Source organism: Achromobacter kerstersii (assembly GCF_902859595.1).
In the GTDB taxonomy this organism is placed as follows: domain Bacteria; phylum Pseudomonadota; class Gammaproteobacteria; order Burkholderiales; family Burkholderiaceae_B; genus Achromobacter; species Achromobacter kerstersii.
The window spans coordinates 297,197-321,260 of the sequence record NZ_CADIJQ010000008.1; the positions used below are offsets into that span (position 1 = coordinate 297,197).

The following is a 24,064-nucleotide window of genomic DNA, read 5'->3' on the forward strand; positions in this document are numbered from 1 at the left end:
CCGGCCCTCCGCCCATGCAACCCGCCTCCCTTTCCCAACCCGCCCCCCACAGCGCCGCCGACGACGCGCCCAGCCATGATCTGGTCTATGGCCCCGACGACCGCCCCGCGCCGCCCGTCGCCTTCGTCGCCGCGTTGCAGCACCTGCTGGCCATCCTGGTTCCCATCGTCACCCCCGGCCTCTTGATCTGCCAGGCGCTCGGCGTCAGCAGCCGCGACACGACGCTGATCGTGTCGATGTCGCTGGTCATCTCCGGCATCGCCACCTACGTGCAGTGCAAGCGCTTCGGCCCCCTGGGCGCCGGGCTGCTCATCGTGCAAGGCACGAGCTTCAACTTCGTGGGACCGCTGATCGCTGGCGGCTCGGTCATGGTCAAGCAAGGCACGCCGGTCGAAGCCGTGATGGCCGCGATCTTTGGCGTCGTCATCGCCGGCTCGTTCGTCGAGATGGGCATCAGCCGCATCCTGCCGTTCGTCAAACGCCTGATCACCCCGCTTGTCACCGGCATCGTGGTGCTGTTGATCGGCCTGACCCTGATCAAGGTCGGCCTGATCAGCATGGGCGGCGGCTTCGGCGCCATGGCCAACGGCACCTTCGCCAGCGCGGAAAACCTGACGCTGTCCGGCCTGGTGCTGGGCACGATCATCCTGCTGAACCGCGTGCCGGTCGTGTGGATTCGCAGCACGGCGCTGGTCCTGGCGCTGGCCATCGGCTACATCGCCGCCGCCGCCATGGGCCGCCTGGACTTCACCGGCGCGCGCGAAGCCGCCCTGTTCCAGATTCCCGTGCCGCTGCACTTCGGCCTGGGCTTCTCGTGGGCGCTGTTCGTGCCGATGCTGATCATTTATCTGGTCACGTCGCTCGAAGCCATCGGCGACGTCACCGCCACCAGCAAGGTGTCCAAGCAGCCCGTTGAAGGCCCGCTGTGGATGCAGCGCATCAAGGGCGGCGTGCTCGTCAACGGCGCGAATTCGCTGTTGGCCGGAGTCTTCAACACCTTCCCGAGCTCGGTCTTCGCGCAGAACAACGGCGTGATCCAGCTGACCGGCATCGCCAGCCGCCACGTCGGCGTGTGGATCGCCGGCATGCTGATCCTGCTGGGCCTGTTCCCGGGCGTGGCGGGCGTGCTGCAAGCCGTGCCCGAGCCCGTACTGGGCGGCGCCGCCATGGTGATGTTCGGCGCGGTCGCCGCATCCGGCATCAACATCCTGGCCGGCATTCAGCTGGACCGCCGCGCGCTGCTGATCATCGCCGTGTCGCTGGCCTTGGGCCTGGGCGTGTCGCAAGTGCCGGAAATCCTGTCGCACCTGCCGCACGCCGTGAAAAGCGTGCTGGAATCGGGCGTGGCTACCGGCGGCATTTGCGCGCTGGTGATGAATTGGTTCCTGCCGGAAAAGAAGTAATTGCGGGATGGGTGGATGGGCGTTGCCAGTGGATTTTCCTGCTGATGACGCCCTGATCCCCCCCTGTCAGACCGCCCAAAAATCAGGCCGCCTGACAATTTTCAAAAGTCCGCATATAATCGCTGTCTTCGTTCTCCCGCAGCCGTCATCTGGACGTGTTCGCGACCCCCTTGCCCGGGTGGTGAAATTGGTAGACGCAGGGGACTCAAAATCCCCCGCCGCAAGGCGTGCCGGTTCGATTCCGGCCCCGGGCACCAGAAAGCTCTCAAGCATTCGCCGGTTATATCGAAACCGCGCAACGCAAATTCCTCTGCATTGATTCCGCCATACGTTCCGCCTTTAGCCGGCGTAGAACGATGTGCTCGGGCGCGACGAGTTCGTTGCACGAACCAAGAATGCACGACAGAAGATTCAAAAGCCTCTGCACAAGCAGAGGCTTTTTTTTCGTTGCGGAGTTTGGCACGGGGGCAAACCCAGCCGCACGTTGAGCCACTAACGATGGGCAGCGTCCCAGCATTCCCAATTTGGGTACAATCACACCCAATATGGGTATAGCAGCCAAAGCCCCCCTCCCGCACAGCAGCCTTGCCGATGCGCTCTTTCCTGGCACCAAACAACGCGTGCTGGGGTTGTTGTTCGGCCAGCCGGATCGCAGCTTCTATGCCACCGAAGTGATCGGGCTTGTCGCCAGTGGATCGGGAGCTGTGCAGCGCGAGTTGGCCAATCTCGCGCAGACCGGCTTGGTGACGGTGAAGGCGGTCGGCAATCAGAAGCACTACCAAGCCAATCCCGACTCGCCCATCTTCGCGGAACTCTGCGCCATCGTGCAAAAAACGATCGGCTTGGCGGAACCGCTACGCGAGGCGCTTGCCCCGATGACACCGAAGATCCAGGCGGCTTTCGTCTACGGCTCGGTTGCAAAAAACACCGACACCGCTCGCAGCGACATTGATCTGATGCTGCTTAGTGACGACATCAGCTACGGCGATGTATTCGCGGCACTGGAGGTTGCGGGTAATACGCTTGGCAGGCCGGTGAATCCGACCATACTGACGCACAAGGAATTCACCAAACGGGTGAAGGCGCAAGAGTCTTTTCTGACCCAAGTGCTGGCGCAGCCCAAGATCTGGATCATAGGAGGAGACGGTGACCTCCCCATTTGAAACGCTCAGCGGCCCGGGAAAACCACTGAAGCCCGAGCCTCCCGACCCCAGGGAATTTGAAGGTCTGAAACGCTCAGGGCATGCAAGGCTGTCGCCGCGAAGGTCGACGCGTCAGCATCGCTAGACGCGGGGAATGCAAGCGGCAACGCATAGGCATGATTGCCCCAGAAGGCGTCACACCCCGACTCATCGTCAGATACCGTCAAGAGCGCCGGGAGTCACATCGGAAGATCATGAAGTTCTCACATCACCTATGGGCAGTGGCCCTCAGCGTCATGGCGTCTTCGAGTATGGCCACGGAACCCTCCGCTCCTGGTGAGCTGGACGCCATACAACGTGCATCGCCGCAAGAGGCCCCTCATAAGGCGCCAGCGGGCATCGCCGCTTCATCCCCAGCGCCCATCCAGATCTACGCCCCATCCGCGCCCTGCCGCGCCAAAACTGTCCGGCCCGGCGCCAAGACGATTGAAATCTACTGGACTAACGGTACGGATGGCGCGCGCGTGACGACTGACGAAGTCGATCACTACGTGGATTTGAACGTGGTCGTCAGAACGACAGGCTATCGGCATGGCGACTGCATCGAAGTCAAATTCCACTCTTCAGACGGCGAGGATGTCGCTATGGGAGAAAAGGAAATCGTGGTGCGCGGCAGAGTGAACGAAAGTGGCATCGCTTACTTCAAAGAACCGTTAAGAAACCATACTCTCTGGCTACGGGCGCACACCCCTCAAAGCGTGTACCGTTGACAAAAATCATCATGACTCTTGCATCGCTTCGGATAGGCTTATGCGCAACGTAAAAGGCAAGTCCTCGTCCACCACGGATGGCTATTTGTTTTCTGATCAGATAGGTCACCTGCTGCGGCGTGTTTACCAACGGCACACCGCGCTGTTTCAGCAATACATTCCCGATTCCCAACTCACCGCCGCGCAATTCGTGGTGCTGTGTTCGGTGCGGGACAATGGCGCGAGCTCGTTGGCTGATCTGGTCAAGGCCACGGTCATTGATCAGGCCACGGTGCGCGGCGTGGTGGACCGGCTCAAGCAGCGTGAATTGGTGCAGGTGGATCACGACCCGGTCGACCGCCGCAAAGTCGTCATCAACCTGACGCCCATCGGGCAGGCGCTGGTTCAGGAAATGGAACCGTTCGCCAAGCAGATCACCGAAAGCACCTACGGCACACTGAACCCCGCCGAACGTCTGGCGCTGGATTTTCTGCTGACCAAAATGCTGAACGGCGACGAACAGGAATAACCCGTTCATCGCCGCTGTTCAGTTGTGTCCGTCGCCGTTCCGCAAGCCTGCTCATCGCGTTCCGCAAGCACGCTCATCGCTTCGGGCTACGGCTCGTAGCCATTCAGCGCCACACACCGCGGTCTATCGCGGCATATGACGATTGATCAAGCCAAGATCAATCCAGCGCCCGGTTCCTCGACTCCACATCCACGGACCAGATCGCGACGGCGCCCGCCACCAGCATGCTCGACAGCACCACCAGCGACAACGTGAAGTGGCTGGTCATGATGGGTGCGATGATGGCCGGTGCGAACAACCCGCCAAAACGCGCCACTGCTCCCGCCATGCCCATGCCGCTTGCGCGCAGGTCTGTCGGGTAGACCTCGGGCGTGAACGCGTACAGCGCACCCCACGTGCCCAACAGCGAGAAGCTCATCAACAAGGTCGAGCCGATCACAACGGCAGGCGACGTGCCCAGGCTGTACAGCATGCATCCCACCGCGCTCAGGATCAGGAAGCCGATCAGCGTGGGCTTGCGGCCCCAGCGTTCAACGCCATAGGCCGACAGCGCGAAGCCGGGCAGCTGCACCAGCGCCAGCAGCACCAAGAATTCCTGCCCGCGCATGAAGGCGAAGCCTTCGGTGCTGAGCTTGACCGGCAGGTAGACGAAGACGCCGTAGTACGCGATGGAGATCAGCGCCCATGCCAGCAACAGCCCAATACTGCGGCGGCGATAACTGGACGAGAACAGCGCGAACATGGATTTGTGCACGGGCGCTTCCGGTTGCAGCGCAGGCACTTCGACGTCACGGCGGTTGACGCGCGCGACACGCTCCAGCACCTTGCGCGCCTGATCTGACTTGCCGTTCCGATTCAGGTACATCGGCGATTCAGGGATGTAGAAGCGCAGCACCACACCGATCAAGGCAGGCAGGCCGGTCACGAAGAAAATCACGCGCCAGGCGTCATCGCCCCACGACACGGCGACCAGCGCCAGCAGCGCCAGGAAGATGGTGCCCACGGCCCAGAACGATTCCAGCAGCACGAGCCAGCGGCCGCGGCGATCGCTGGGCAAGAATTCCGCCATCATCGTGTAGTCCACCGGCAGCGTGCCGCCCACGCCGATGCCTGTCAGGAAACGCAGGAACAGCAGCCACGTGAATTCCGGCGCAAAGGCCGACGCCACGCCCGCGCAGGCGTCGATGACCACGGCAATCATCAGGACCGGACGCCGCCCGATGCGGTCGGCCATCCGGCCGAACACGAAGGCGCCAATCAGCATGCCGATAAAAAAGAACGTGCCGCTCTGAAGCGCTTGCGGCACGGTGATGCCGAAGGTCTTCGCGATGGACGGCGCGGAGAATCCGATGGACAGCACTTGCATGGCGTCGGCCATCCAGACCAATCCGAATATCACGAAGAGCCGGTACTGGAACTTGCCGACGCCCGCCACCTGAATGGCTTTGTCCACTGAAACCAATGAAGCTGACATAAATGAAACCCCTTGATGTGATCATCGCTAAAACCGCACGCGTTATGTCCGCGTTTCCTTAATGCAGCGCCGCATGCTCGCGTAGCCGCTTAATCGTTGCCGTGGGATCAGGCCAAGGCGGCGCTTGTGGCGCATGGCGTTCCCGCAAATAGCCGACCAAGTCCGCGACCTGCTGGTCGTTAAGGCTGTCCTTGAATCCCGGCATGTATCCCAGCGCGTCGTCGGCGGGTTCCTGGATGCCATTCAAGATCACCTGGATCAGGTTGTCGGGCGTGGCCGCATGCACGTTGGTGTTTGCGCTTAGCAACGGCCTTGCGCCAAACAGCGTGGGGCCGCTGCCTGCGTCATGACAGGCTGCGCAGGCGTTCTGATAGATGCGTTCGCCATTGGCGCGACGGCCCTGAAGGGCGTGAATCGTCGGGGCGGGCGCGGGGGTGGCCGTGATGGGCGACGGCGCGGGGGTCACTGCGTAAGGCGATGGCCCGGTAGCGGCGGCGTCAGGCGACGGCGCAGCGGGCATATCGGCGGAAGCGGTCAGATCGCCCACCGCCGCCGGAGCCGCCGCGCCCGCCCCCTTCGGCAAGTCCAACAGATACGTCGTGATGGCGCGCACGTCGCTATCGGGCAATTCGGCCAGGCCATGAATGACCGGCGCCATCGGCCCCGCCGCCACGCCATGCCGCGTTGAATAGCCCGTGCGCAGATACTGAAACAGCTCATCGCTGCCCCAGGCGCGCGGGCCGCTGGCCAACTGGTTCAGCGCGGGCGCGGTCCAGCCTTCGGCCTCGCCGCCCGCCAGATAATGCACGCCGGTTTTCTCCGCACCGAATTGGTTGCGCGGGGAATGGCATGCGGCGCAATGGCCGGCGCCTTCCACCAGATACGCGCCCCGCAACCACTGCGCGCTGCGCGACGGGTCGGGCGTGAACGGCGTGGCGTCGTGAAACAACGCGTTCCAGCCCGCCAGCAGCGGACGCATGTTGAACGGGAACGCCAGCTGTGTCTTGGGCGGTTCCGACTTCACGGCAGGCTGCGACATCAAGTAGCCGTACAGCGCCTGCATGTCCGCATCGCTCAGCTTGGCGTAGGCCGTGTACGGGAATGCGGGATACAGTTGCCGGCCATCCTGATGCACGCCTTGGCGCATGGCGCGTTCGAACGCCGTGTACGACCAGCGGCCGATACCGGTGTCGTTGTCGGGCGTGATGTTGGTGGTGTAGATCGTGCCGAAGGGGGTGTCCAGCGCCAGGCCGCCCGCATTGGTTTTGCCGCCAGGCGCCGTGTGGCAGACCATGCAATCGCCCGCGGCCGCCACCAATCGCCCGCGTTCAATCGCACGCATTGAATACAGCGACACATCCGGCCCCGCCGTAAGCGGCAGCGCCGGCTTCATCGGCCAGAGCGTCACGGCCAGACCCGCCAGACCTGCAAGCCCCGCCGCGCCCGCAGCCAGCCACATCCTGGCGCGCGACAAGGCAGTGCGCGCGGGGCGGCGTCCCGCCAGCGCCACGCGCAATGACTCGGCCTCGAACGGCGCTTGCCGCAGGCGCACGCCGGTTGCGTTGTGGATGGCGTTGGCGATGGCCGCCGCTGCGGGCAAGGTCACCACGCCGTCCACGTCCAACTGGCCTTGCGTGACGACATCGCCCGCCGGCTCGCGGCGGCTCAGTTCATGCGCAGTTTCGTATCGGGACAATGCGCCAGACGAGTCATCCGCGCCCTGCAATGCCGGGCTGGACCAATCGTCGAAGGCGGGTGGCGCGGCCAGCAAGCGGCGGGCGTTCTCCAACAACCACGGAGATTGGCTTTCTATTTCAGCGCGCACCGGCGCGCGGTGCGCGGCGTGCGCGGGGTGCGCGGGGTGCAGATGCTGGCTATCATGCCCGGCAACCACGCGGGTTACATCGACGTGGCCGGTCTGCGGCTGCACGGTCACCTCGGCGACCCAGGCGCTCCACACCGTGCGGGCCGCGCCGGATTCGTCCGTGCATTGCACCTGCGCAGTGGCGAAGCCGGTTCCGCGCAGCACGCCCGCCCGCGCGGGCGGGGCGTCAGCCGCGGGCAGACCCGCCTGTTCAACGACTTGGCGCGCCAAGTTGCGCGCCCTGCCCTCGGGCAAGTGCCGCAGCCGCCATTGCACGGGGTCTTCGTTCAAGGCCAAGGCCTGCTCATGCCACAAGCTTTCCTGCGCAAACACCTGCGCGGCATTCAAGGCATCAACACTTGCGTGCAGCGGCACGGCAGCGCGCTTGCCGAACGCGATGGGCGCATCGCTGCGCGCAGTGGGCTGCGCCGAGGCACCGGCCTGCCCAGGCTGGCTCAACATGCGCGCCAGACTGGGACGCACGGCCCAGGGCGCATCCGATGCAAACACGTGGTTCAACGCATCAGCTGAATGCGCGGATGGCGATATCGCGGCGCGATCGGAGGCCAAATCGGAGGCCAAATCGGAGGCCACATCAGGGGCCAAATCAGCGGCCACATCAGTGCCCACAGCGGAGCTCATATCAGAGCCCATATCAGAGCCCAAATGAGAGCCCAAATGAGAGCCCACATCGGCAGCCAGCGAACCGTTCGCCTTCGACACGCGCAGCACGAGTTCATCGGCCGCCCCCGACTGGCAAGGCACGCACACCGGCCGGCCCACGGCCTGCGACAGCAGCGCGGCATCGGCTGCCGCGTCCAACAGGTCCAGGGGATGCAAGGCGTCTGTTGCGATGGCACGCGCGCCATCGCCTTCCGCCGTTACCGTGATCGCTGCGTCTTGCTGCTGTAGCAGCACCGCAAGCTCGCGCCGGATCAACGCCAGCGTTGCCGCCGCGCAAGCCGGCAACCACACGCGGGTGTGCCCGTTCAAGCTCCATGCCACCACACGTGCGCCCACAGGCGGTTCGGATTGTGACGGCCGCAGTGCGTATTGAAGTGCATCAGCATCGTCCTCGGACGCCGGCGAGGATGCATCAGGCGTCAAGCGCTGCCACACCGGCGCCAAGGCCGCCGCCGCTTGCCGCGCGTATAGCGGCGTCACCGCCACCACGCCCGCGAAATGCGTGCGCTGCACCGCCGCCACCACACCCGCCTGCGCGCGAACCTCTGCCAGCTGCACCCGTTGCAATACGCTGCCCCGGTAGCGCGCGCCGTCCCACAACACCTCGGGCGGACGCAGCGCCAAGCCGTGCAACAGATCATCGGGCAGCGCGGCCGGCAGGCTGGCGGCACGCGAGGGTGCGTCGAAAGGAATTGCGCTCATCGCGTGGGCTCGCCCTTCACCGCCCGCAGCTGCACCGCCCGCATCGCCGCCTGCATGATCTCGACATGCGTGCCGCAGCGGCACAGGTTGTGATGCAGCTCGCTGCGTATCGCGTCTTCAGTGGGGTTGGGATTGCGCCGCAGCAGCGCTTCCACCGTCATGATCATGCCGTTCAAGCAGTAGCCGCATTGCGCCGCCTGGCAGTCGATGAAGGCTTGCTGCGTGGGGCCGGGGTGCTCGCGCGTGCCCAGCCCTTCCAGCGTGGTCACCGCCCGCCCCTGCGCCGCCTTGACCGGGATGACGCATGACCGCGCCGCCACCCCATCGATCAGCACCGTGCACGCGCCGCATTCGCCCAGGCCGCAGCCGTACTTGGGGCTGTTGAGCTCAAGATCGTTACGCAACACATGCAGCAGCGCCGTCCCGGGCGCGGCCGGCACGGCGCATTCGCGTCCGTTGACGGTCAAGCGGATCGGAGGGGTGACGCTGCTTGAATTGGCTGAAGATCCCATGGGGCGTGACGCATGTCGGCAGTTCGGAAGGTACGAAGGTTGCCGCGACGCGGGCTGGGGATCAAGCCCCTTTGCCCGCGCGGCGGACACGGCGTCAGGCAGCGGCGCGGGACTTGGGGTCCACAAGCGGCGCGCTGAACACGTCGTAACCAAAGCACCAGGACGGGTCCTCGTTAGTGCGCAGCCAGGTGTTGTCGTGCGAAATGCGTTGCACCTTGCTGGCGCGTTCGGCGCGGTTGGCTTCGTACAGCGCGAACGCCAGCTCGTGGTTGTTCACGCCAACTTCCTTGAAGCAACGCGCCAGCATGGCGCCATCTTCAATGGCCATGGCGGCGCCTTGCGCCATGTGCGGCTTCATCGGGTGGCAGGCGTCGCCCAACAGCACCAGGCGGCCCCGGCTCCACAGCGGCAGCGGATCACGTTCCAGCAATGACCACTTGGTCACGTCCACCGTGGCGTCAATCAGCGCCTGCACCGTGGGGTGCCAGCCGCTGAACGCCTCGCGCATTTCGTCCTTGCTGCTGGGCAGCCAACGGTCATTCAGGTCCCAGTGTTCGACGGGTACGCCCGTCACGTAGTAGAGCTCGTCCGCCTTGCCGGTCACGAAGTACACCATCATGTGGCGGTCGTCGCTCCACCATTTCACGCAAGCGTCGAACGGCAGCATGCCGGCCTTGACCTGCGGCGTGGGAAACACCGCGCGGTGCGCCAGATAGCCTGCGTACTTGGGCAGTTCCGGCCCCAGCAGTTCTTCGCGGATGCGGGAGTTCACGCCGTCGGCGCCGATCACGATGTCGGCCTCTTCCGACGTGCCATCGGCAAAGTGCATCACCACCACATCGCCCTTGTCTTCCACGCGCGTCAGGCTCTTGTCGTAGACAACAGCGCTCTTGGGCAGGGCGTCGATCAGCAAGGCATGGAAGTCGCCGCGGTGCACGGTCAGGTACGACGCGCCGTATTCCTTCACGGCGTAATCACCCAGCGGAATCTGCGCCAGGATGTCGCCCGTTTCCCAGTGGCGGCTGTACCAGTAATCCGGGTGCGACCCCTGAGCGTTAAGCGCGTCTTCGACCCCGATGCGGCGCAGGATCTTCATGACGTTCGGCCCCACGTGGATGCCGGCCCCTAGCCGCGAAAAACCCGGCGCCTGCTCGTAGACGCGGACATTCAGCCCTTCCTTGAGCAACAGCGCTGCGGTGGCGGCGCCGCCGAGACCCGCGCCGACGATGGCGATACGAGGGGATGTAGACACGGAACTTCTCCTTGCTGTTTTTTGAAAATCCAGAAAAGCGAACGCTTGAAAATTATGAAGTACACGCTTTAATTTTTGGTACCAAAATTTTCAGATCAAGCGTAAACCCCAAGACAGAGCACCAAAATAGTGCCTATATTTCACATGATTAGGTGAAAACCACTACGGAATGCAGGCTGGTCATCTGTCTCGCTCTTTGCAAGAATAGAGCGTATACGCTTCTTTTGAATTTATCGAAAACCCTAGGACCGACACTTTTTCAAGGCTTCCTACATGACGAAGACATTCCGAATTGGCCAGATCGTCCCCAGCTCGAACACGACGATGGAAACTGAAGTGCCCGCCATGCTGCAGGCGCATTCGTCGCTGCGCCCCGCCGACCGCTTTACGTTCCACTCCAGCCGCATGCGCATGAAGAAAGTGCAGAAGGAAGAGCTGGCCGCCATGGACGCCGAGAGCGACCGCTGCGCGCTGGAACTCAGCGATGCGCGGGTCGATGTGCTGGGCTACGCCTGCCTGGTCGCCATCATGGCGATGGGGCGCGGCTATCACCGCGTCTCGCAAAAGCGCCTGACCGAACGCACCGCCGAAAATGGCGCATCCGCCCCGGTCATCACCAGCGCCGGTGCACTGGTGGAAGCGCTGCACGTCATGGGCGCAAAAAAGATTGCGCTGGTCGCGCCCTATATGGTGCCGCTGACCGAACTGGTCATGGACTACATCGCCGCCGAGGGTTTTGAAATTGTGGATTGGCGCGCGCTGGAAATTCCCGACAACCTGGAGGTGGGCCGCCATGACCCCGCCAAGCTGCCGGGCATCGTCGCGGGCATGAACGTGGCCGATGCCGATGTGATCGTGCTGTCGGCCTGCGTGCAAATGCCGTCGCTGCCGGCCGTGTCGCAAGTCGAAGCCGAAACGGGCAAGCCCGTGCTCACCGCGTCCATCGCCACCACCTACGCCATCCTGAAGGAATTGGGGCTGGACCCGGTGGTGCCGGGCGCCGGCGCCCTGCTCTCGGGCGCGTACCCCTATTCCCGGAGCGCACAATGACCCCCAGCACCTATCTCTACGGCGGCCAGGTACATGCCAACGGCATCCGCCAACACTATCTGCGCTATGGCGGCACGGCCGATAACCGAGCCAGCCGCGCCGCCGTCATCCTGATTCCCGGCATCACCAGCCCCGCCGTCACCTGGGGCTTTGTCGCCGAACACCTGGGCCGCCAATTCGACACCTATGTGCTCGACGTGCGCGGTCGCGGCCTGTCGGCCTCCGGCCCCGGGCTGGACTACGGCCTGGACGCGCAAGCCGCCGACGTCACCGCTTTCGCGCAAGCCTTGGGGCTGGAACGCTACACGCTCGTCGGCCATTCGATGGGCGGCCGCATTGCCGTGCGCGCAGCCAGCAAGCAACCGCAGGGGCTGGCAAGTCTGGTCATCGTTGACCCGCCCGTGTCCGGCCCCGGCCGCCGCGCCTACCCCGCCAATCTGGCCTGGTACGTGGACTCCATCCGGCAAGCCACCCACGGCATGACCGCCGAAGACATGAAGGCGTTTTGCCCGACCTGGACCGAGGCCCAACGCCAGTTGCGCGCGCAGTGGCTGCACACCTGCCATGAGCCCGCCATCGTGCAGAGCTTTGAAGACTTTGGCCGCGACGACATCCACGCCGACCTGCCCCGCATCACCGTGCCGCTGCTGTTGATGACGGCCGAAAAAGGCGGCGTGGTCGGTGACGACGACGTGGCGGAATGGCAGGGCTTGGCGCCGCAGACGCAGCATGTGCGCGTGCCCGGTGCGGGCCACATGATCCCCTGGGACAACGAAGCCGGCTTCTACGCCGCCTTCGGCGATTTCCTTGGGGCTCGGGTGGACTGACGCGCCCTCTACCAATCACTTTGCCGCCTTAAGGAATTCGCCATGTCCGTCAGCGATATCGATTTGATCCACGCCTGGAAGCAGGTGCTAACGCTGTCCCACTTGGAAGCCGGCCAGATCGTCACCGTGTTGACCGGCGCCGACACGCATCCGCAAACCTTGCGCTGCGCGATTGCCGCCGCCACCGACATGGGCGCGCGCGTCAACCGCCTGGACCTGCCGCCCGTCAACGCCGATAAATCCATCAGCCGCGATGCCCTGGCGTATCTGGGCACCACGCCGCTCACCGGCAACCCGGCCGCCATCGCGGCGCTGACGGCCAGCGACCTGGTTCTGGACTTGATGACGCTGCTGTTCTCACCCGAGCAGCACGAGATCCTGAAGACCGGCACCAAGATCCTGCTGGCCATCGAACCGCCCGAAGTGCTGTGCCGGCTGGTGCCCACCGACGCCGACCGCACGCGTGTGCAAGCCGCCGCGCGCCGCATCGAAGCGTCCAAGCAGATGCACATCACGTCAGACGCCGGCACCGACCTGCGCTGCGCGCTGGGCGACTTCCCGGCCATTTCCGAATATGGTTTTGTCGACCAGCCCGGCCGCTGGGACCACTGGCCCAGCGGCTTCGTGCTGACGTGGCCCAACGAAGGCCAGAGCAACGGCCGCGTGGTGCTGGACCGCGGCGACATCCTGTTGCCCATGAAAGACTACGTGACCGACCCCATCGAACTCGTCATTGAAAGCGGCTACGTCACGCGCATCAACGGCGGCTTGCAGGCCGACATCCTGAAGGAATACATGGCGGCCTACGACGACCCGGAAGCCTATGCCGTGTCGCACATCGGCTGGGGCTTGCAGCCGCGCGCGCAGTGGTCAATGCTGGCGCACTACAACAAGGAAGCGCATATCGGCATGGACGCCCGCGCCTTCGAAGGCAACTTCCTGTGGTCCATGGGCCCCAATAACGAAGCAGGCGGCAGCCGCAATACCGCCTGCCATATCGACATCCCGATGCGCCATTGCAGCGTCGCACTCGACGGCCAGCCCGTCGTGATTCGTGGCGTGGTGCAAGACGAACCCGGACTGGCGCGCGCCGCCCGCCGCAAGGACACCCCATGAACGCATCCACCCAAACGATTCCCGCCGATGCCGTGCCCGGCGACATCTCTGCCTATTCCCGCCAGGGCTTCGGCACGCCGCTGCCGCTTAAAGCGCCCTTCGGCTTGTTGATCGTCGACTTCGTCAATGGCTTTGCCGACCCGGCCGTGCTGGGCGGCGGCAACATCCCCGAAGCCATCGCGCAGACGCGCCACCTGCTGGCCCATGCCCGCGCGCGCGGCTGGCCCGTCGCGCACAGCCGCATCGTGTTCTCTGACGACGATGCCGACAGCAACATCTTCTGCCTGAAAGTGCCCGCCATGCTGGCCCTGAAAGAACACAGCCCCAACAGCGCCATCGTGCCTGAGCTGGCCCCCGCGCCCGGCGAATACGTGGTGCGCAAAAGCACGCCGTCCGCCTTCTTCGGCACGATGCTTGCACCGTGGCTTGCGCAGCGCGGCGTGCAGACCTTGCTGGTGGCCGGCTGCGTCACCAGCGGCTGCGTGCGCGCAAGCGTGGTGGACGCCATGCAGGCGGGCTTCCGGCCGCTGGTCGTAGCCGACTGCTGCGGTGACCGCGCCCTGGGTCCGCATGACGCCAACCTCTTCGACATGGCGCAGAAGTACGCCGCCGTCATGCCGTGGGAGCAAGCGCTGTCAGAGACTAACGCCATGGTGGACTCCCTAATGCCGGCGGCTCGCTGAACCCGGCATAATCATCGTCCGGCCTGGACCTGCCCCAATGCCCCTGCCCCAGCCTCACCATTTGTCCCCCGCGCTGCTCGCTCACCCCGATGCCTTGCTCGTTGTGCGCGAGCCCACCGCGCCGCCCAAGCCGGCGCCGGGGCAACCCGGCACCGCGACGGATTATGTTCAGGCCACCCCCGAGATCTTCGTCGCGGTGGTGGCCGATGGCAGCCGGGTGTCGGAAGGCGGCGCAGGCTGGCGTGTGCTGGCCTTCAATGGCCACGTAGACCTGGGCACCGGCATCCGCACGTCGCTTGCGCAAATTGTCGCTGAAGAAATCGACGTGCCGATGGCGCGGCTGGACATGGTGCTGGGCCACACCAACGCCGCGCCCAATCAAGGGCCAACCATTGCCAGCGCCAGCATTCAGATCTCGGCCGTTCCACTGCGCCGCGCCGCCGCCCAGGCGCGCGAACACTTGATGCAGCTGGCCGCCGAACGATGGAACCTGCCGCGTGACGCGCTGCGCGTACGCGACGGCGTGGTGCGCCCCCGTAGCAACGATGACCCGCGCCAGTTGGACTACGGTGAACTGCTAGCCGGCCAGCACATTCGGCTGACACTGGCCCCGCCCGATCAACCCGTCCGCTTAAAGCCCGCCAGCGACTACCGCATCGTCGGGCAAGGTGTGGCGCGCGTGGACATTCCCGCCAAGGCCACGGGCGAACTCAGCTTTGTGCATGACGTGCGCGTGCCGGGCATGCGTCATGGCCGCGTGATTCGTCCGCCGCATCCCGGGCGCGACGCCGGAGACTTCATTGGCCATTGCCTGATCGATGTAGACCAGGATTCCGTTGCGCATCTGCCCGGCAACGTGCAGGTGGTGGCGCAAGGCGATTTCATCGGCGTGGTGGCGGATCGCGAAGAGCAGGCTATTGCCGCGATGCGCACGCTGAAGGTGCGCTGGAAGCCGGTTCCGCCCGCGCCGCAACTGGACGATCTGGCTGCCGCCATCCGCACGAATCCGTCGAAGGCACGGCCCTTGATTGAAGACGGCGACGTGGATGCCGTCTGTGCCCAAGCCGCCACGCATCTGCGCCGCACCTACGTCTGGCCATATCAGATGCATGCATCCATCGGCCCGTCTTGCGCCGTGGCGGATTTTTGCGACGGCCGGCTTACCGTCTGGACCGGCACGCAGAACCCGCACATGCTGCGCACCGATCTCGACCGCCTCTTGAAACTGGGCGAAGGCCAGATTGAGCTGATCCGCCTGGAGGCCGCCGGTTGTTATGGCCGCAATTGCGCCGACGACGTCTGCGCCGACGCGGCCTTGCTGTCGCGGGCCGTGGGCGCGCCCGTGCGCGTGCAACTCACGCGCGAACAAGAGCATCAGTGGGAGCCCAAAGGCACCGGGCAATTGATGGACGTGGGCGCGGCCATTGATGCGCAAGGCGAGCTGCTGGCTTATGACTTCGCCGTGCGCTACCCGTCCAACGACGCGCCACTGCTGGCGCTGCTGCTGACGGGCGCCATACCGGGCGAACCGCGCACGTTGGAAATGGGCGACCGCACCGCCGCGCCGCCCTACCGTTACGCGAACCGCCGCGTCGTCTGCCACGACATGCCGCCCATCGTGCGCTCGTCCTGGCTGCGCGGCGTGTCGGCGCTGCCGAATTCCTTCGCGCATGACTGCATGATCGACGAACTGGCCGAAGCGGCAGGCGCCGACCCGGTCGACTACCGCTTGCGCAACCTGGATGACGCGCGCGCCGTTGCACTGATCGACGCCACCGCAAAACACGCCGGATGGCAGCCACGCACGCCGGGCAGCCGGGGAAAGCCGGATGGCGACGGCGTGCTGCATGGCCGGGGCGTGGCCTATGCCCGCTACGTGCACAGCAAGTTTCCCGGCTTTGGCGCGGCCTGGGCCGCCTGGGTTATCGACCTAAGCGTCGACGCCGCCACCGGCCGCCTCCGCGTGCAACGCATCGTCGTCGGGCAAGACACCGGCATGGTGATCAACCCAGACGGCGTGCGCCATCAAATCCACGGCAACGTCGTGCAAACGCTCAGCCGCTGCCTGCTTGAAAAAGTGGACTTCGACCAGGCCGGCGTATCCAGCCGCGAATGGGGCGGCTACCCCATCATTGGCTTCAAGGATCTGCCCGCTATCGACGTCTTGCAGATGCCGCGCCAAGACGAACCGCCCATGGGCGCGGGCGAATCGGCTTCGGTGCCTGGCCCCGCCGCGATTGCCAACGCGCTTTTCGATGCGACCGGGCGACGCTTCTATGAAGCCCCGTTCACGCCCGAGGCGGTGCGCGCCGCGCTGGCGGGCTGAGCGTTTGACGGGAAACCCACGCATGACCGACATCAACCTATTGGTATTGCGCCACGCCGTCGAATGGGCACACGCCGGCATTCCCGTGTGGCTGTTCACGGTGGCGCGAACGTGGGGCTCATCCCCCCGGCCACCCGGATCGATCATGGCGATGAACGCGCAAGGCGCGGTGGCTGGGTCCGTGTCGGGCGGTTGCATCGAAGATGATCTGGCGGCGCGCGTGCAGGAAATGGACGCGGCGCCACAGCCGCCCGCCGTGCTGCGCTATGGCGTGCTGGCCGATGACGCGCGGCGCTTCGGCATCCCCTGCGGCGGTACGGTGGAATTGGTGATGGAACGCGTCGGCCCGCAAAGCCTGTTGCCCGAACTATTGAACGCCTGCATCCAGCGGCGTTGCGTGGCGCGCACGCTGGATTTGGCGTCGGGGCAGGCCACGCTGCAAGCCGGCCCGCCCGACCGCGCACCGAGCTTGGCCGCCACCACCTTCACCAGCCACTTCGGCCCTACCGCCCGGCTGATCGTGATCGGCGCGGGGGACACCAGCCGCTATCTGTGCCAGATCGCCCTGACGCTGGGCTTTGACATCATCGTCTGCGACCCGCGCGACGCGCATCCGCACGACTGGACGCAGGCGGGCATGACGTTCACGCGTGAAATGCCCGACGACGTCATCTTGCGGCTGCGGCCCGACAGGCGCACGGCCGTCATTGCGCTAACCCATGATCCGAAGCTTGATGACCTGGCGCTGATCGATGCGCTGCAATCGGACGCGTTCTACGTCGGCGCAATCGGCTCGCGCAAGAACAGTTTTCAGCGGCGGTCGCGGCTGCGCGAGTACTTCGATCTGGATGAGGCCGCGCTGAACAAGCTGCACGGCCCGGCCGGCATTTTCATTGGCAGCAAAACCCCCGCCGAGATCGCGTTATCGATCATGGCGGAGGTGGTGGCCGCGAAGAATGGCGCGGCACAAGACACGTGGGAACGCGTGGCCCAGGGCAAGGAACGGCTTGCCCTGGAACGCCCTTCGACACCCTTAGACGCCCTTAGACGTCCTTAGACGCTGTCCAGGCTGGAGCGGTCCACCTCGGCGGCGGCCGATTGCGCGGCGAGCATTTCCTCGATGAAGACCGGCGCGCACACGCCAGCGATCAGCGCCGCCAGATCGTGATCCGCCTTGTCATAGGCATGGCGGCCGCTCAGCATGTTCAACGACCCGATCACCCGGCCCTCGTGACGCACCGGAATGTTGAACGCCGATTGCAACCCGCGATCAATCAGCATCGGCGCTTCAGAGAACACCGTGCGCACATCGTCTTCATTGCTGGCCACATACAGCCGCCCTTGCTCCAGCACATGGCGCGACCAGGGGCCGCTGCCGGTGGCCTTGAAACCGCCCAGCGGGCTGATGCTTTCGTCTGACGTGTACAGACGCTTCATCAGCTGATGCGACTCCAGATACAGCAGCGCCGTGAAGAGCTTGTGCCCGAAGGCTTCCTCAAGCAGGCCAGAGATCACGTTCCACTGCGCCTCGCGGCTGCTTGCCAGCCCCAAGGCCCGCGCATGCCTGGCCCACGGTTCGAATGCCGATGCGGATGTCATCAGTTGATCTCCTCAAGCACCACGCCACGCGTGTTCTTGCCGAAGAACAGAATGCCCAGGCCGCCCACCAGCAAAATGGCCGTCATCATGGCGAACACGCCCGCAAAGCCCAGCACCGGGTACGCCACGCCCACGATGGTGGGCGACGCAATCGAGCCGATCCGCGCAAAGGCCGACGCCGCGCCCATGCCGGTTGCCCGGATAGAGGTCGGGTAGATTTCGGCGGTGTAGGTGTACTGGCCCGCGATCACGCCGTTCATGCCGAAAGACAGCAGCATGCTCAGCATGATGATTTGCTGCTCGCCACTGGCCAGCGCCAAGCCCAATGCCGACAGGCACGACAGCAGCATGTAGATCAGAATCGTGTACTTGCGGCCGATCTTGTCGTTGAAGTACGCGGCCGAGAAGTAGCCCGGAATCTGCGATAGATAAATCAGGATCGTGTACGAGAAGCTCTTGGTGATCGTGAAGCCGCGTTCAACCAGCAGGCTGGGAATCCACACCAGGAAGGCGTAGTAGCAGAACAGCACGGTGATCCAGAACACCCACACCAGCGCGGTCGTGCCCAGATACTGTTTGGAGAACAGCGAGGCCAGCTTGGCCATGGCGGTCTGTTGCGCAGCAGGCTTGGAGTTGGCCTTGCGCGTGGACACGGGCGTGGGCAGCGGACGGCCCAGCTTTTGCTCCACCTCGGCTTCGATGGCCGAGCAAATGCGGTTGGCTTCGGCGGTTTGGCCCGTGTGTTCCAGCCAACGCGGCGACTCAAACAACGACTTGCGCCACCACAGCAGGAACACCACCGGCACGGACGCAATGATCATGATCCAGCGCCAGCCATCGTCGCTCAACGGCACAATGAAGTAGCCCAGCAGCGCCGACATCACGAAGCCGAACGAGAAGAAGCCGGCCAGCGCGCCGGTGAAGCGGCCGCGATACTTGCTGCTGACGAACTCCGCCAGGTACGGCGCGATGATGGCGCCTTCCGCGCCCATCCCAATGCCCGCGATCATGCGCAAGATGTAGAACTCGTGATAGTTGCGGGCAAACGCATTGATAAAGGTGGCCACGCAGAACAGCAGCAAGGCCCACATCATGATTTTCTTGCGGCCGTAGCGGTCGCCCAGAATGCCGGAGAACAGCGCGCCCACCAGGAAGCCCACGTAGGTGCTGCTGGCGATCCAGCCGATCTGGCCGGTGGAAAGCCCCCATTGCACGCGCAACGACGGAATGATGAAGGCAATGATGCCGGCGTCCAGCGCTTCAAAAGCGAGGCCCAGGCCGCCGATCATCAGCAGCCGGAAATGAAAGCTGGAGAACGGCAGCCGCTCTAGGCGGTCCGATACGGAATACATGATGACGATAGTTCCGGTAGAAATGTGAAAGCGGGCGGGGCGCGCGGGCATTGAGCGCACGCGTGCCTGGCCCGACAGGGCTGGGTTCAGTGCTTAGTTCAGCGCGTTCTTGTGCTGCAAGCCGCGGTTCATGATCAGCTTGAGCGAATCGGGCTTGGTCAACAGCGCGATGTCATCCAGCGGATTGCCATCCACCAGCAACAGGTCGGCATGGGCGCCCTCGCACACTTCACCGAGCAGGCCTTCCTGATTCAGGATCTCGGCGCCGATCAGCGTCGCCTGCTGAATCACCTTGGCGTTGCCCAGCACGCGGGCGCGCAGCGTCAGTTCATCGGCTTGCATGTAGTGGGTTTCGCCCAGCAGGTCGCTGCCGTAACCCATCTTCACGCCGACTTCGTCCAGGATTTCAAGCGCGGTCAGCCCTTGCGTGCGCACGGTGGCAATCTTCTTCACCGAGTCCAGCGGCAAGCCATAACGCTCGCCGTCATTGGCCAGGCCTTCATAGGTGATCAGCGTGGGCACCATGTAGGCGCCGTGCTCTTTCATCACCTGCGCGGCCTCGCGGTCGACCAGGTTGCCGTGTTCGATGGTGCGAACGCCGCAGCGCACGGCGCGCGTAATCGCGCGCGGCGTGTAGGCATGGGCCATCACATAGGTGTTGGCGTTGCTGGCTTCTTCCACAATGGCGATCAGCTCGGCTTCCGAGAAGCCCAGGTTCTGAATCGGGTCATTGGGCGAGGCCACGCCGCCCGAGGCCATGACCTTGATCTGGGTGGCGCCCTTCAGGATTTCTTCGCGCACCGCCAGGCGGCAGTTGTCCACGCCATCCACCACGCGGCCGATGTTGCCAATCTTGACCGAGCACGGGCAGGGGTCGAGTTCGTCGTTGCGCTGGCGGAAGTCGCCATGGCCGCCCGTCTGCGACAGGGCCTTGCCCGAGCAGAACAGGCGCGGCCCATCGACCGTTCCGTCCAGCACGGCTTGCGCCAGCGCCCAGTCGGCGCCGCCCGCGTCACGCACCGACGTGAAGCCGCGGTCCAGCATGCCCTGCATGATGGGCAGCGCGCGCAGCAGGGCCAGCGCATTCGGCAAGGACGCCACGCGGCCCAGGTTGAACGACGACGCCACCACGTGCACGTGGCAATCGATCATGCCCGGCATCAGGGTCATGCCCTTGGCATCCAGCACCTGCGCATCCGGCGCCGTCAATTCGTCGGCGCTGATGCGGGTGATCATCCCGTCCTCGATCAGCACGTTGGTTGCCTCTTCGAGGACCAGTGATCGGGTATTCAAGATCTTGCAATTCTTAACAACAACCGGCTTCATAAATAAATCACGCTATCTGTTCAACATGCAGGAAATTCAGCATGGCGAACTCTACCGGTACAATCCAAACGTCCGATACCGGGTCTCCCCTTAGGGAATCGACACAAATTTGAACAGCCTTATGAGTAATACTCATACCCTGTCTTTTCCGGCTGGGTGATTGCCGCCCCGGTATTCGCCGACCGATGTATTCGCTCACGCATGGTTTAACTGCCCCATGAGACGCCGCTGCCCCACCCTCTCTGAATTGAATGCGTTCACCGCAGCGGCGCGCCATCTGTCGTTCTCCAAGGCGGGCAAAGAGCTGTTCGTTACGCAAAGCGCCATCAGCCGGCACATCGCCACGCTGGAAAGCTACCTGGGCCACGCGCTGTTCATTCGCGCCACCAACGGCCTGCAGCTGACCCGCATGGGCGCTACCTACCTGAGCCTGATCCGCCCCGCGCTGCACACGCTGGAAAGCGCCACGTCGCAGGTCATGGCGACCCAACAATCGGCCAAATCGCTGAACGTATCGGCCGCGCCCACGTTTGCCGCACAATGGCTGTTCCCCCGCCTGAAGACCTTTCGCGAATTCAATCCCGACATCTCCATCAACTTCGTCCGCTACAGCGTGGCGGATTACAAAAGCACCGAACTGGATTTCGATGCGTCCATTCAATATGGCTACGGGGATTGGCACGACGGTGATGCCAAGTACCTGACGGGCCGGGAAACCCGGCTGGTGTGCTCGCGCGAGTACCTGGACCAGCATCCCATCAGCAGCCTGGAAGACATCAAGCAATGCACGCTGTTGCAGCACATTGAGATTCCGCTGTCGTGGGAATACTGGTTTTCTACTTACCTCGGCGATTATGACCGCGCGCGTTTCGGGCCGGGATTCAATTTGTTTTCGATGATTATCCAAGCCGCGTCGTCAGGCTTTGGCGTGGCGCTGATGCCGCACTGCCTGATCGAAAAGGAATTGGCCACGGGGCAATTGGTGGACATATTCGACCGCACGTTTGAAAGCCCGCTTGGCTATTATCTTTGCGCGCCCAACTGGCGCAGCAATATGGAAAGCTACGACCGGCTGAGCCAGTGGCTATCGCATGAGTGTTTGCATGGCGCGTCAGGGCCGGCTGCGGCAGACTGCCCTTACTGCGACGCCAGTGAATCAGCTGATCCGCTTGGGCAGCACAGCCCGCATCCAGCGTGACAGCAGCGGCCGGATGCGCTGATTGTGCAGAAGCACCGCGCCTAGCACGCCAATGAACGCGCCAATCACCGTATCCACGAACCGCGCCTGTATCACCGCCGACGGATAGCCCTGGCCCAGATGCGGCGCCTCGGCAAGGAAGATCGTCAGCGGCGTGATCAGCGCCACCGCGCTGGCGTAGTGCCGCACCACCAAGGTTTCTATCCCGAACGACAGCGCCATCATCACCAGGCTCAACGTCCACACATTCAGCGGCAGGCTCAATAATGCCCACGCCACGCATAAGCCCAGCGCCGTACCAAAAATCCGATGCAGCTGGCGGTTCCAGGCCGCCCACAAGCTGGCCCCCTGGATAATCGCCAGGCAGCTGACGGGCACCCAATAGGGCCGCGGCAATTGCAGCAGTTCGGCCACCAGCAAGGAAATTCCTACGAACAGCCCGATGATGATGGAGTCATACACGACAAAATCAAAAGTCGGCTTGGGCAGCGGGGTTTCAACAGGAGGCGGCGCCACGCGCGTCATGTGCAGGGAATAGGCAAACGCCACCAGGCAGGCAACCAAACACCCCAGCGCCACCATGCCTACGCGCATCGGCACATCGTCAATACGCCCCGGCGTGTAGGCCGCAATGGCTGTCGCCATAATGAAAAACAAGCTGCCCGGCGGGCCTAGCCGGTAGCAGCGGCACACCATATTGACCAGGATGGCGATGATCGTCAGCGCGGCAACCATCGCCGTGGGCCAGAACTGCGTCAGCGCGCCCACCGCAAAGCAGGCCACCATGCCGAACGACGCGGCCAGCAACATCATCATGCGGTGCTGCAAGGAAGAATTGGGCAGGCTCAGGAACACCATGCCGCCCAGGCTGGACATCAAGCCATAATCCATGCGCCCGAAATACGCGCCCACCATCAGCGGCAGGCCCGACGACAACGCCGCCGCCAGCGGCATTTCCCAACGGCGGTCGCTGGTGTTGACGCGGATCAGTTCACGCCACGCATCCCGCACCTGCTCCTTGACGAAGCCAATCGGCCGCCATAACCCGTGGCTTTCGCGTGCATCCCTGTTGTCGTCGTCTTGTTTCATCCCTGGCCCCTCGTCGGCATGGCGAAGATTATCCTCCGCAAATTCCGTCCAGTGGATTTAACGGGAATTCCCTGATATTCCCGCCCCGGCCCGCTGGCTACCATTCCGCGCACTCGGCCACCGGCCGACAGAATACCCATGCGCTCAACGCGCGGAGACACCATGAAAGCACTTAAACACGTCGCGGCAGGCACCGCATTATTCCTTTCGTCCTGGGCGGCCACCGCCGGCGTGACTTTCGATAGCGTCAAGAATAAGGGCTTCGTCCAATGCGGCGTGTCCACGGGCGTGGCTGGCTTCTCGGTCAATGACAGCAAGGGCGGCTGGATCGGCCTGGACGTCGACCTGTGCCGCGCGCTTGCCATCACCATGTTTGGCGACCCCGCCAAATCCAAGATCATGGCGGTCAGCGCCGTGCAACGTTTCACCGCCCTGCAATCCGGCGAAGTGGACGTCCTGCCGCGCAACACCACGCTGTCGCTCACGCGTGACACCACCTTGGGCCTGATCGGCGTCGGCGTGAACTACTACGACAGCCAGGGCATCATGGTGAACAAATCCTTGAACGTGAAAAGCGCCAAGGAACTGGACGGCGCAACCGTCTGCGTGCAGCCCGGCACCACCACGGAACTGAACCTGGCGGACTGGTTCCGTTCGCAGAACATCGTCTTCAAGCCCGTTGTGGTCGAGCGTCTGGACGAGATCATCCGCGCGTTTGCAGTGGGCCGCTGCGATGCCTTCACTGGCGACAAATCCCAACTGGCCGCCGCGCGCAGCAACTTGGAGAACCCGGGCCAGTACGACATTCTTCCCGAGAACTTCTCGAAGGAACCGCTGGGCCCGATGGTGCGCCAGGGCGACGAGCAATGGTTCAACGTCGTGCGCTGGACGATGTTCGCCATGCTGGAAGCCGAGGAATACGGCATCACGTCGAAGAACGTGGATGAAATGCTCAAAAGCACGAATCCCAACGTGCAGCGCCTGCTGGGCGTGACGCCGGGCATGGGCAAGAACCTGGGCGTGGACGATAAGTGGGCCTACAACATCATCAAGCACATCGGCAATTACGGTGAGAGCTTTGAGAAGAACCTGGGCCCCAGCAGCCCGTTGAAGCTGTCGCGCGGATTGAACGCGTCGTACCGCGATGGCGGGCTGATGTATGGGTGGCCGGTGCGCTAAACGCGCGT

The 24,064-nt window shown here is 64.0% G+C and carries 20 protein-coding genes and 1 tRNA gene; 13 read left to right on the plus strand and 8 right to left on the minus strand.

Annotated elements, in window-relative coordinates:
• Positions 1-14 precede the first annotated feature (14 nt).
• The 5 genes from HV765_RS22630 to HV765_RS22650 all read left to right on the plus strand — a co-directional run bounded on the left by HV765_RS22630 (position 15) and on the right by HV765_RS22650 (position 3,823).
• Positions 15-1,403 (plus strand): uracil-xanthine permease family protein, encoded by a 1,389-nt coding sequence (locus HV765_RS22630; protein ID WP_175171012.1) that lies wholly within the window; start codon positions 15-17, stop codon positions 1,401-1,403.
• A gap of 172 nt (positions 1,404-1,575) precedes the next feature.
• Positions 1,576-1,660: transfer RNA gene (locus tag HV765_RS22635), tRNA-Leu, on the plus strand.
• A gap of 288 nt (positions 1,661-1,948) precedes the next feature.
• Complete coding sequence (locus HV765_RS22640; RefSeq protein ID WP_175171013.1) at positions 1,949-2,566, plus strand: nucleotidyltransferase domain-containing protein; 618 nt, start codon at positions 1,949-1,951, stop codon at positions 2,564-2,566.
• A gap of 233 nt (positions 2,567-2,799) precedes the next feature.
• A complete protein-coding gene (locus HV765_RS22645; protein ID WP_175171014.1) occupies positions 2,800-3,315 on the plus strand; it encodes a hypothetical protein in 516 nt (171 codons plus the stop codon).
• A 40-nt stretch (positions 3,316-3,355) separates the two neighbouring features.
• Entirely contained in the window at positions 3,356-3,823 is a 468-nt protein-coding gene (locus tag HV765_RS22650) for a MarR family winged helix-turn-helix transcriptional regulator (RefSeq protein ID WP_054427522.1), read from the plus strand.
• 157 nt (positions 3,824-3,980) lie between these two features.
• Here HV765_RS22650 and HV765_RS22655 read toward each other — a convergent pair whose 3' ends face one another.
• The 4 genes from HV765_RS22655 to HV765_RS22670 all read right to left on the minus strand — a co-directional run bounded on the left by HV765_RS22655 (position 3,981) and on the right by HV765_RS22670 (position 10,311).
• A complete protein-coding gene (locus HV765_RS22655; RefSeq protein ID WP_175171015.1) occupies positions 3,981-5,297 on the minus strand; it encodes an MFS transporter in 1,317 nt (438 codons plus the stop codon).
• Positions 5,298-5,355: 58 nt separating this feature from the next.
• Positions 5,356-8,547, minus strand: a complete 3,192-nt coding sequence (locus HV765_RS22660; RefSeq protein WP_175171016.1) for a cytochrome c — start codon at positions 8,545-8,547, stop codon at positions 5,356-5,358.
• Positions 8,544-9,059, minus strand: coding sequence for a (2Fe-2S)-binding protein (locus HV765_RS22665; protein ID WP_175171017.1), 516 nt, complete (start codon positions 9,057-9,059; stop codon positions 8,544-8,546). Before HV765_RS22665 ends, HV765_RS22660 begins: the two co-directional genes overlap by 4 nt.
• A gap of 94 nt (positions 9,060-9,153) precedes the next feature.
• A complete protein-coding gene (locus tag HV765_RS22670; protein WP_054427518.1) occupies positions 9,154-10,311 on the minus strand; it encodes an FAD-dependent monooxygenase in 1,158 nt (385 codons plus the stop codon).
• Positions 10,312-10,584: 273 nt separating this feature from the next.
• Between HV765_RS22670 and HV765_RS22675 the strand changes: the two genes are divergently transcribed.
• Genes HV765_RS22675 through HV765_RS22700 form a run of 6 tightly spaced genes read left to right on the plus strand, consistent with a single transcriptional unit; the run spans position 10,585 to position 17,370 of the window.
• Complete coding sequence (locus HV765_RS22675; protein WP_054427517.1) at positions 10,585-11,361, plus strand: maleate cis-trans isomerase family protein; 777 nt, start codon at positions 10,585-10,587, stop codon at positions 11,359-11,361.
• Positions 11,358-12,188, plus strand: coding sequence for an alpha/beta fold hydrolase (locus tag HV765_RS22680; protein ID WP_175171018.1), 831 nt, complete (start codon positions 11,358-11,360; stop codon positions 12,186-12,188). The genes HV765_RS22675 and HV765_RS22680 overlap by 4 nt, the downstream gene beginning before the upstream one ends.
• Positions 12,189-12,230: 42 nt before the next feature.
• Positions 12,231-13,304 carry a 2,5-dihydroxypyridine 5,6-dioxygenase NicX family protein gene (locus HV765_RS22685; RefSeq protein ID WP_175171019.1) on the plus strand — a complete coding sequence of 358 codons (1,074 nt, stop codon included), beginning with the start codon at positions 12,231-12,233 and terminating at the stop codon, positions 13,302-13,304.
• Complete coding sequence (locus HV765_RS22690) at positions 13,301-13,987, plus strand: isochorismatase family protein (protein ID WP_054427514.1); 687 nt, start codon at positions 13,301-13,303, stop codon at positions 13,985-13,987. Before HV765_RS22685 ends, HV765_RS22690 begins: the two co-directional genes overlap by 4 nt.
• A 37-nt stretch (positions 13,988-14,024) precedes the next feature.
• Positions 14,025-16,313 carry a xanthine dehydrogenase family protein molybdopterin-binding subunit gene (locus HV765_RS22695; protein WP_175171020.1) on the plus strand — a complete coding sequence of 763 codons (2,289 nt, stop codon included), beginning with the start codon at positions 14,025-14,027 and terminating at the stop codon, positions 16,311-16,313.
• Positions 16,314-16,335: 22 nt separating this feature from the next.
• On the plus strand, positions 16,336-17,370 hold the full coding sequence (locus HV765_RS22700) for an XdhC family protein (RefSeq protein ID WP_175171021.1): 1,035 nt from the start codon (positions 16,336-16,338) through the stop codon (positions 17,368-17,370).
• On the opposite strand, the gene HV765_RS22705 is transcribed toward HV765_RS22700, so the two are convergent.
• From HV765_RS22705 to HV765_RS22715, 3 genes are all read right to left on the minus strand, one after another.
• Positions 17,367-17,912, minus strand: coding sequence for a GAF domain-containing protein (locus tag HV765_RS22705; protein ID WP_175171022.1), 546 nt, complete (start codon positions 17,910-17,912; stop codon positions 17,367-17,369). The genes HV765_RS22700 and HV765_RS22705 overlap by 4 nt on opposite strands.
• Positions 17,912-19,264: an MFS transporter gene (locus tag HV765_RS22710; RefSeq protein WP_175171023.1), complete on the minus strand. Its 1,353-nt coding sequence runs from the start codon at positions 19,262-19,264 to the stop codon at positions 17,912-17,914. Before HV765_RS22710 ends, HV765_RS22705 begins: the two co-directional genes overlap by 1 nt.
• A 93-nt stretch (positions 19,265-19,357) precedes the next feature.
• Entirely contained in the window at positions 19,358-20,590 is a 1,233-nt protein-coding gene (locus HV765_RS22715) for a metal-dependent hydrolase family protein (RefSeq protein ID WP_175171024.1), read from the minus strand.
• Positions 20,591-20,837: 247 nt separating this feature from the next.
• On the opposite strand from HV765_RS22715, the gene HV765_RS22720 reads away from it, so the two are divergent.
• On the plus strand, positions 20,838-21,788 hold the full coding sequence (locus HV765_RS22720; RefSeq protein ID WP_175171051.1) for a LysR substrate-binding domain-containing protein: 951 nt from the start codon (positions 20,838-20,840) through the stop codon (positions 21,786-21,788).
• On the opposite strand, the gene HV765_RS22725 is transcribed toward HV765_RS22720, so the two are convergent.
• Positions 21,747-22,877 (minus strand): FUSC family protein, encoded by a 1,131-nt coding sequence (locus HV765_RS22725; protein ID WP_175171025.1) that lies wholly within the window; start codon positions 22,875-22,877, stop codon positions 21,747-21,749. The two genes, HV765_RS22720 and HV765_RS22725, sit on opposite strands and share 42 nt — an antisense overlap.
• Positions 22,878-23,039: 162 nt before the next feature.
• Here HV765_RS22725 and HV765_RS22730 point away from each other — a divergent pair, with 162 nt between their 5' ends.
• On the plus strand, positions 23,040-24,056 hold the full coding sequence (locus tag HV765_RS22730) for an amino acid ABC transporter substrate-binding protein (protein WP_054427506.1): 1,017 nt from the start codon (positions 23,040-23,042) through the stop codon (positions 24,054-24,056).
• Positions 24,057-24,064 lie beyond the last annotated feature (8 nt).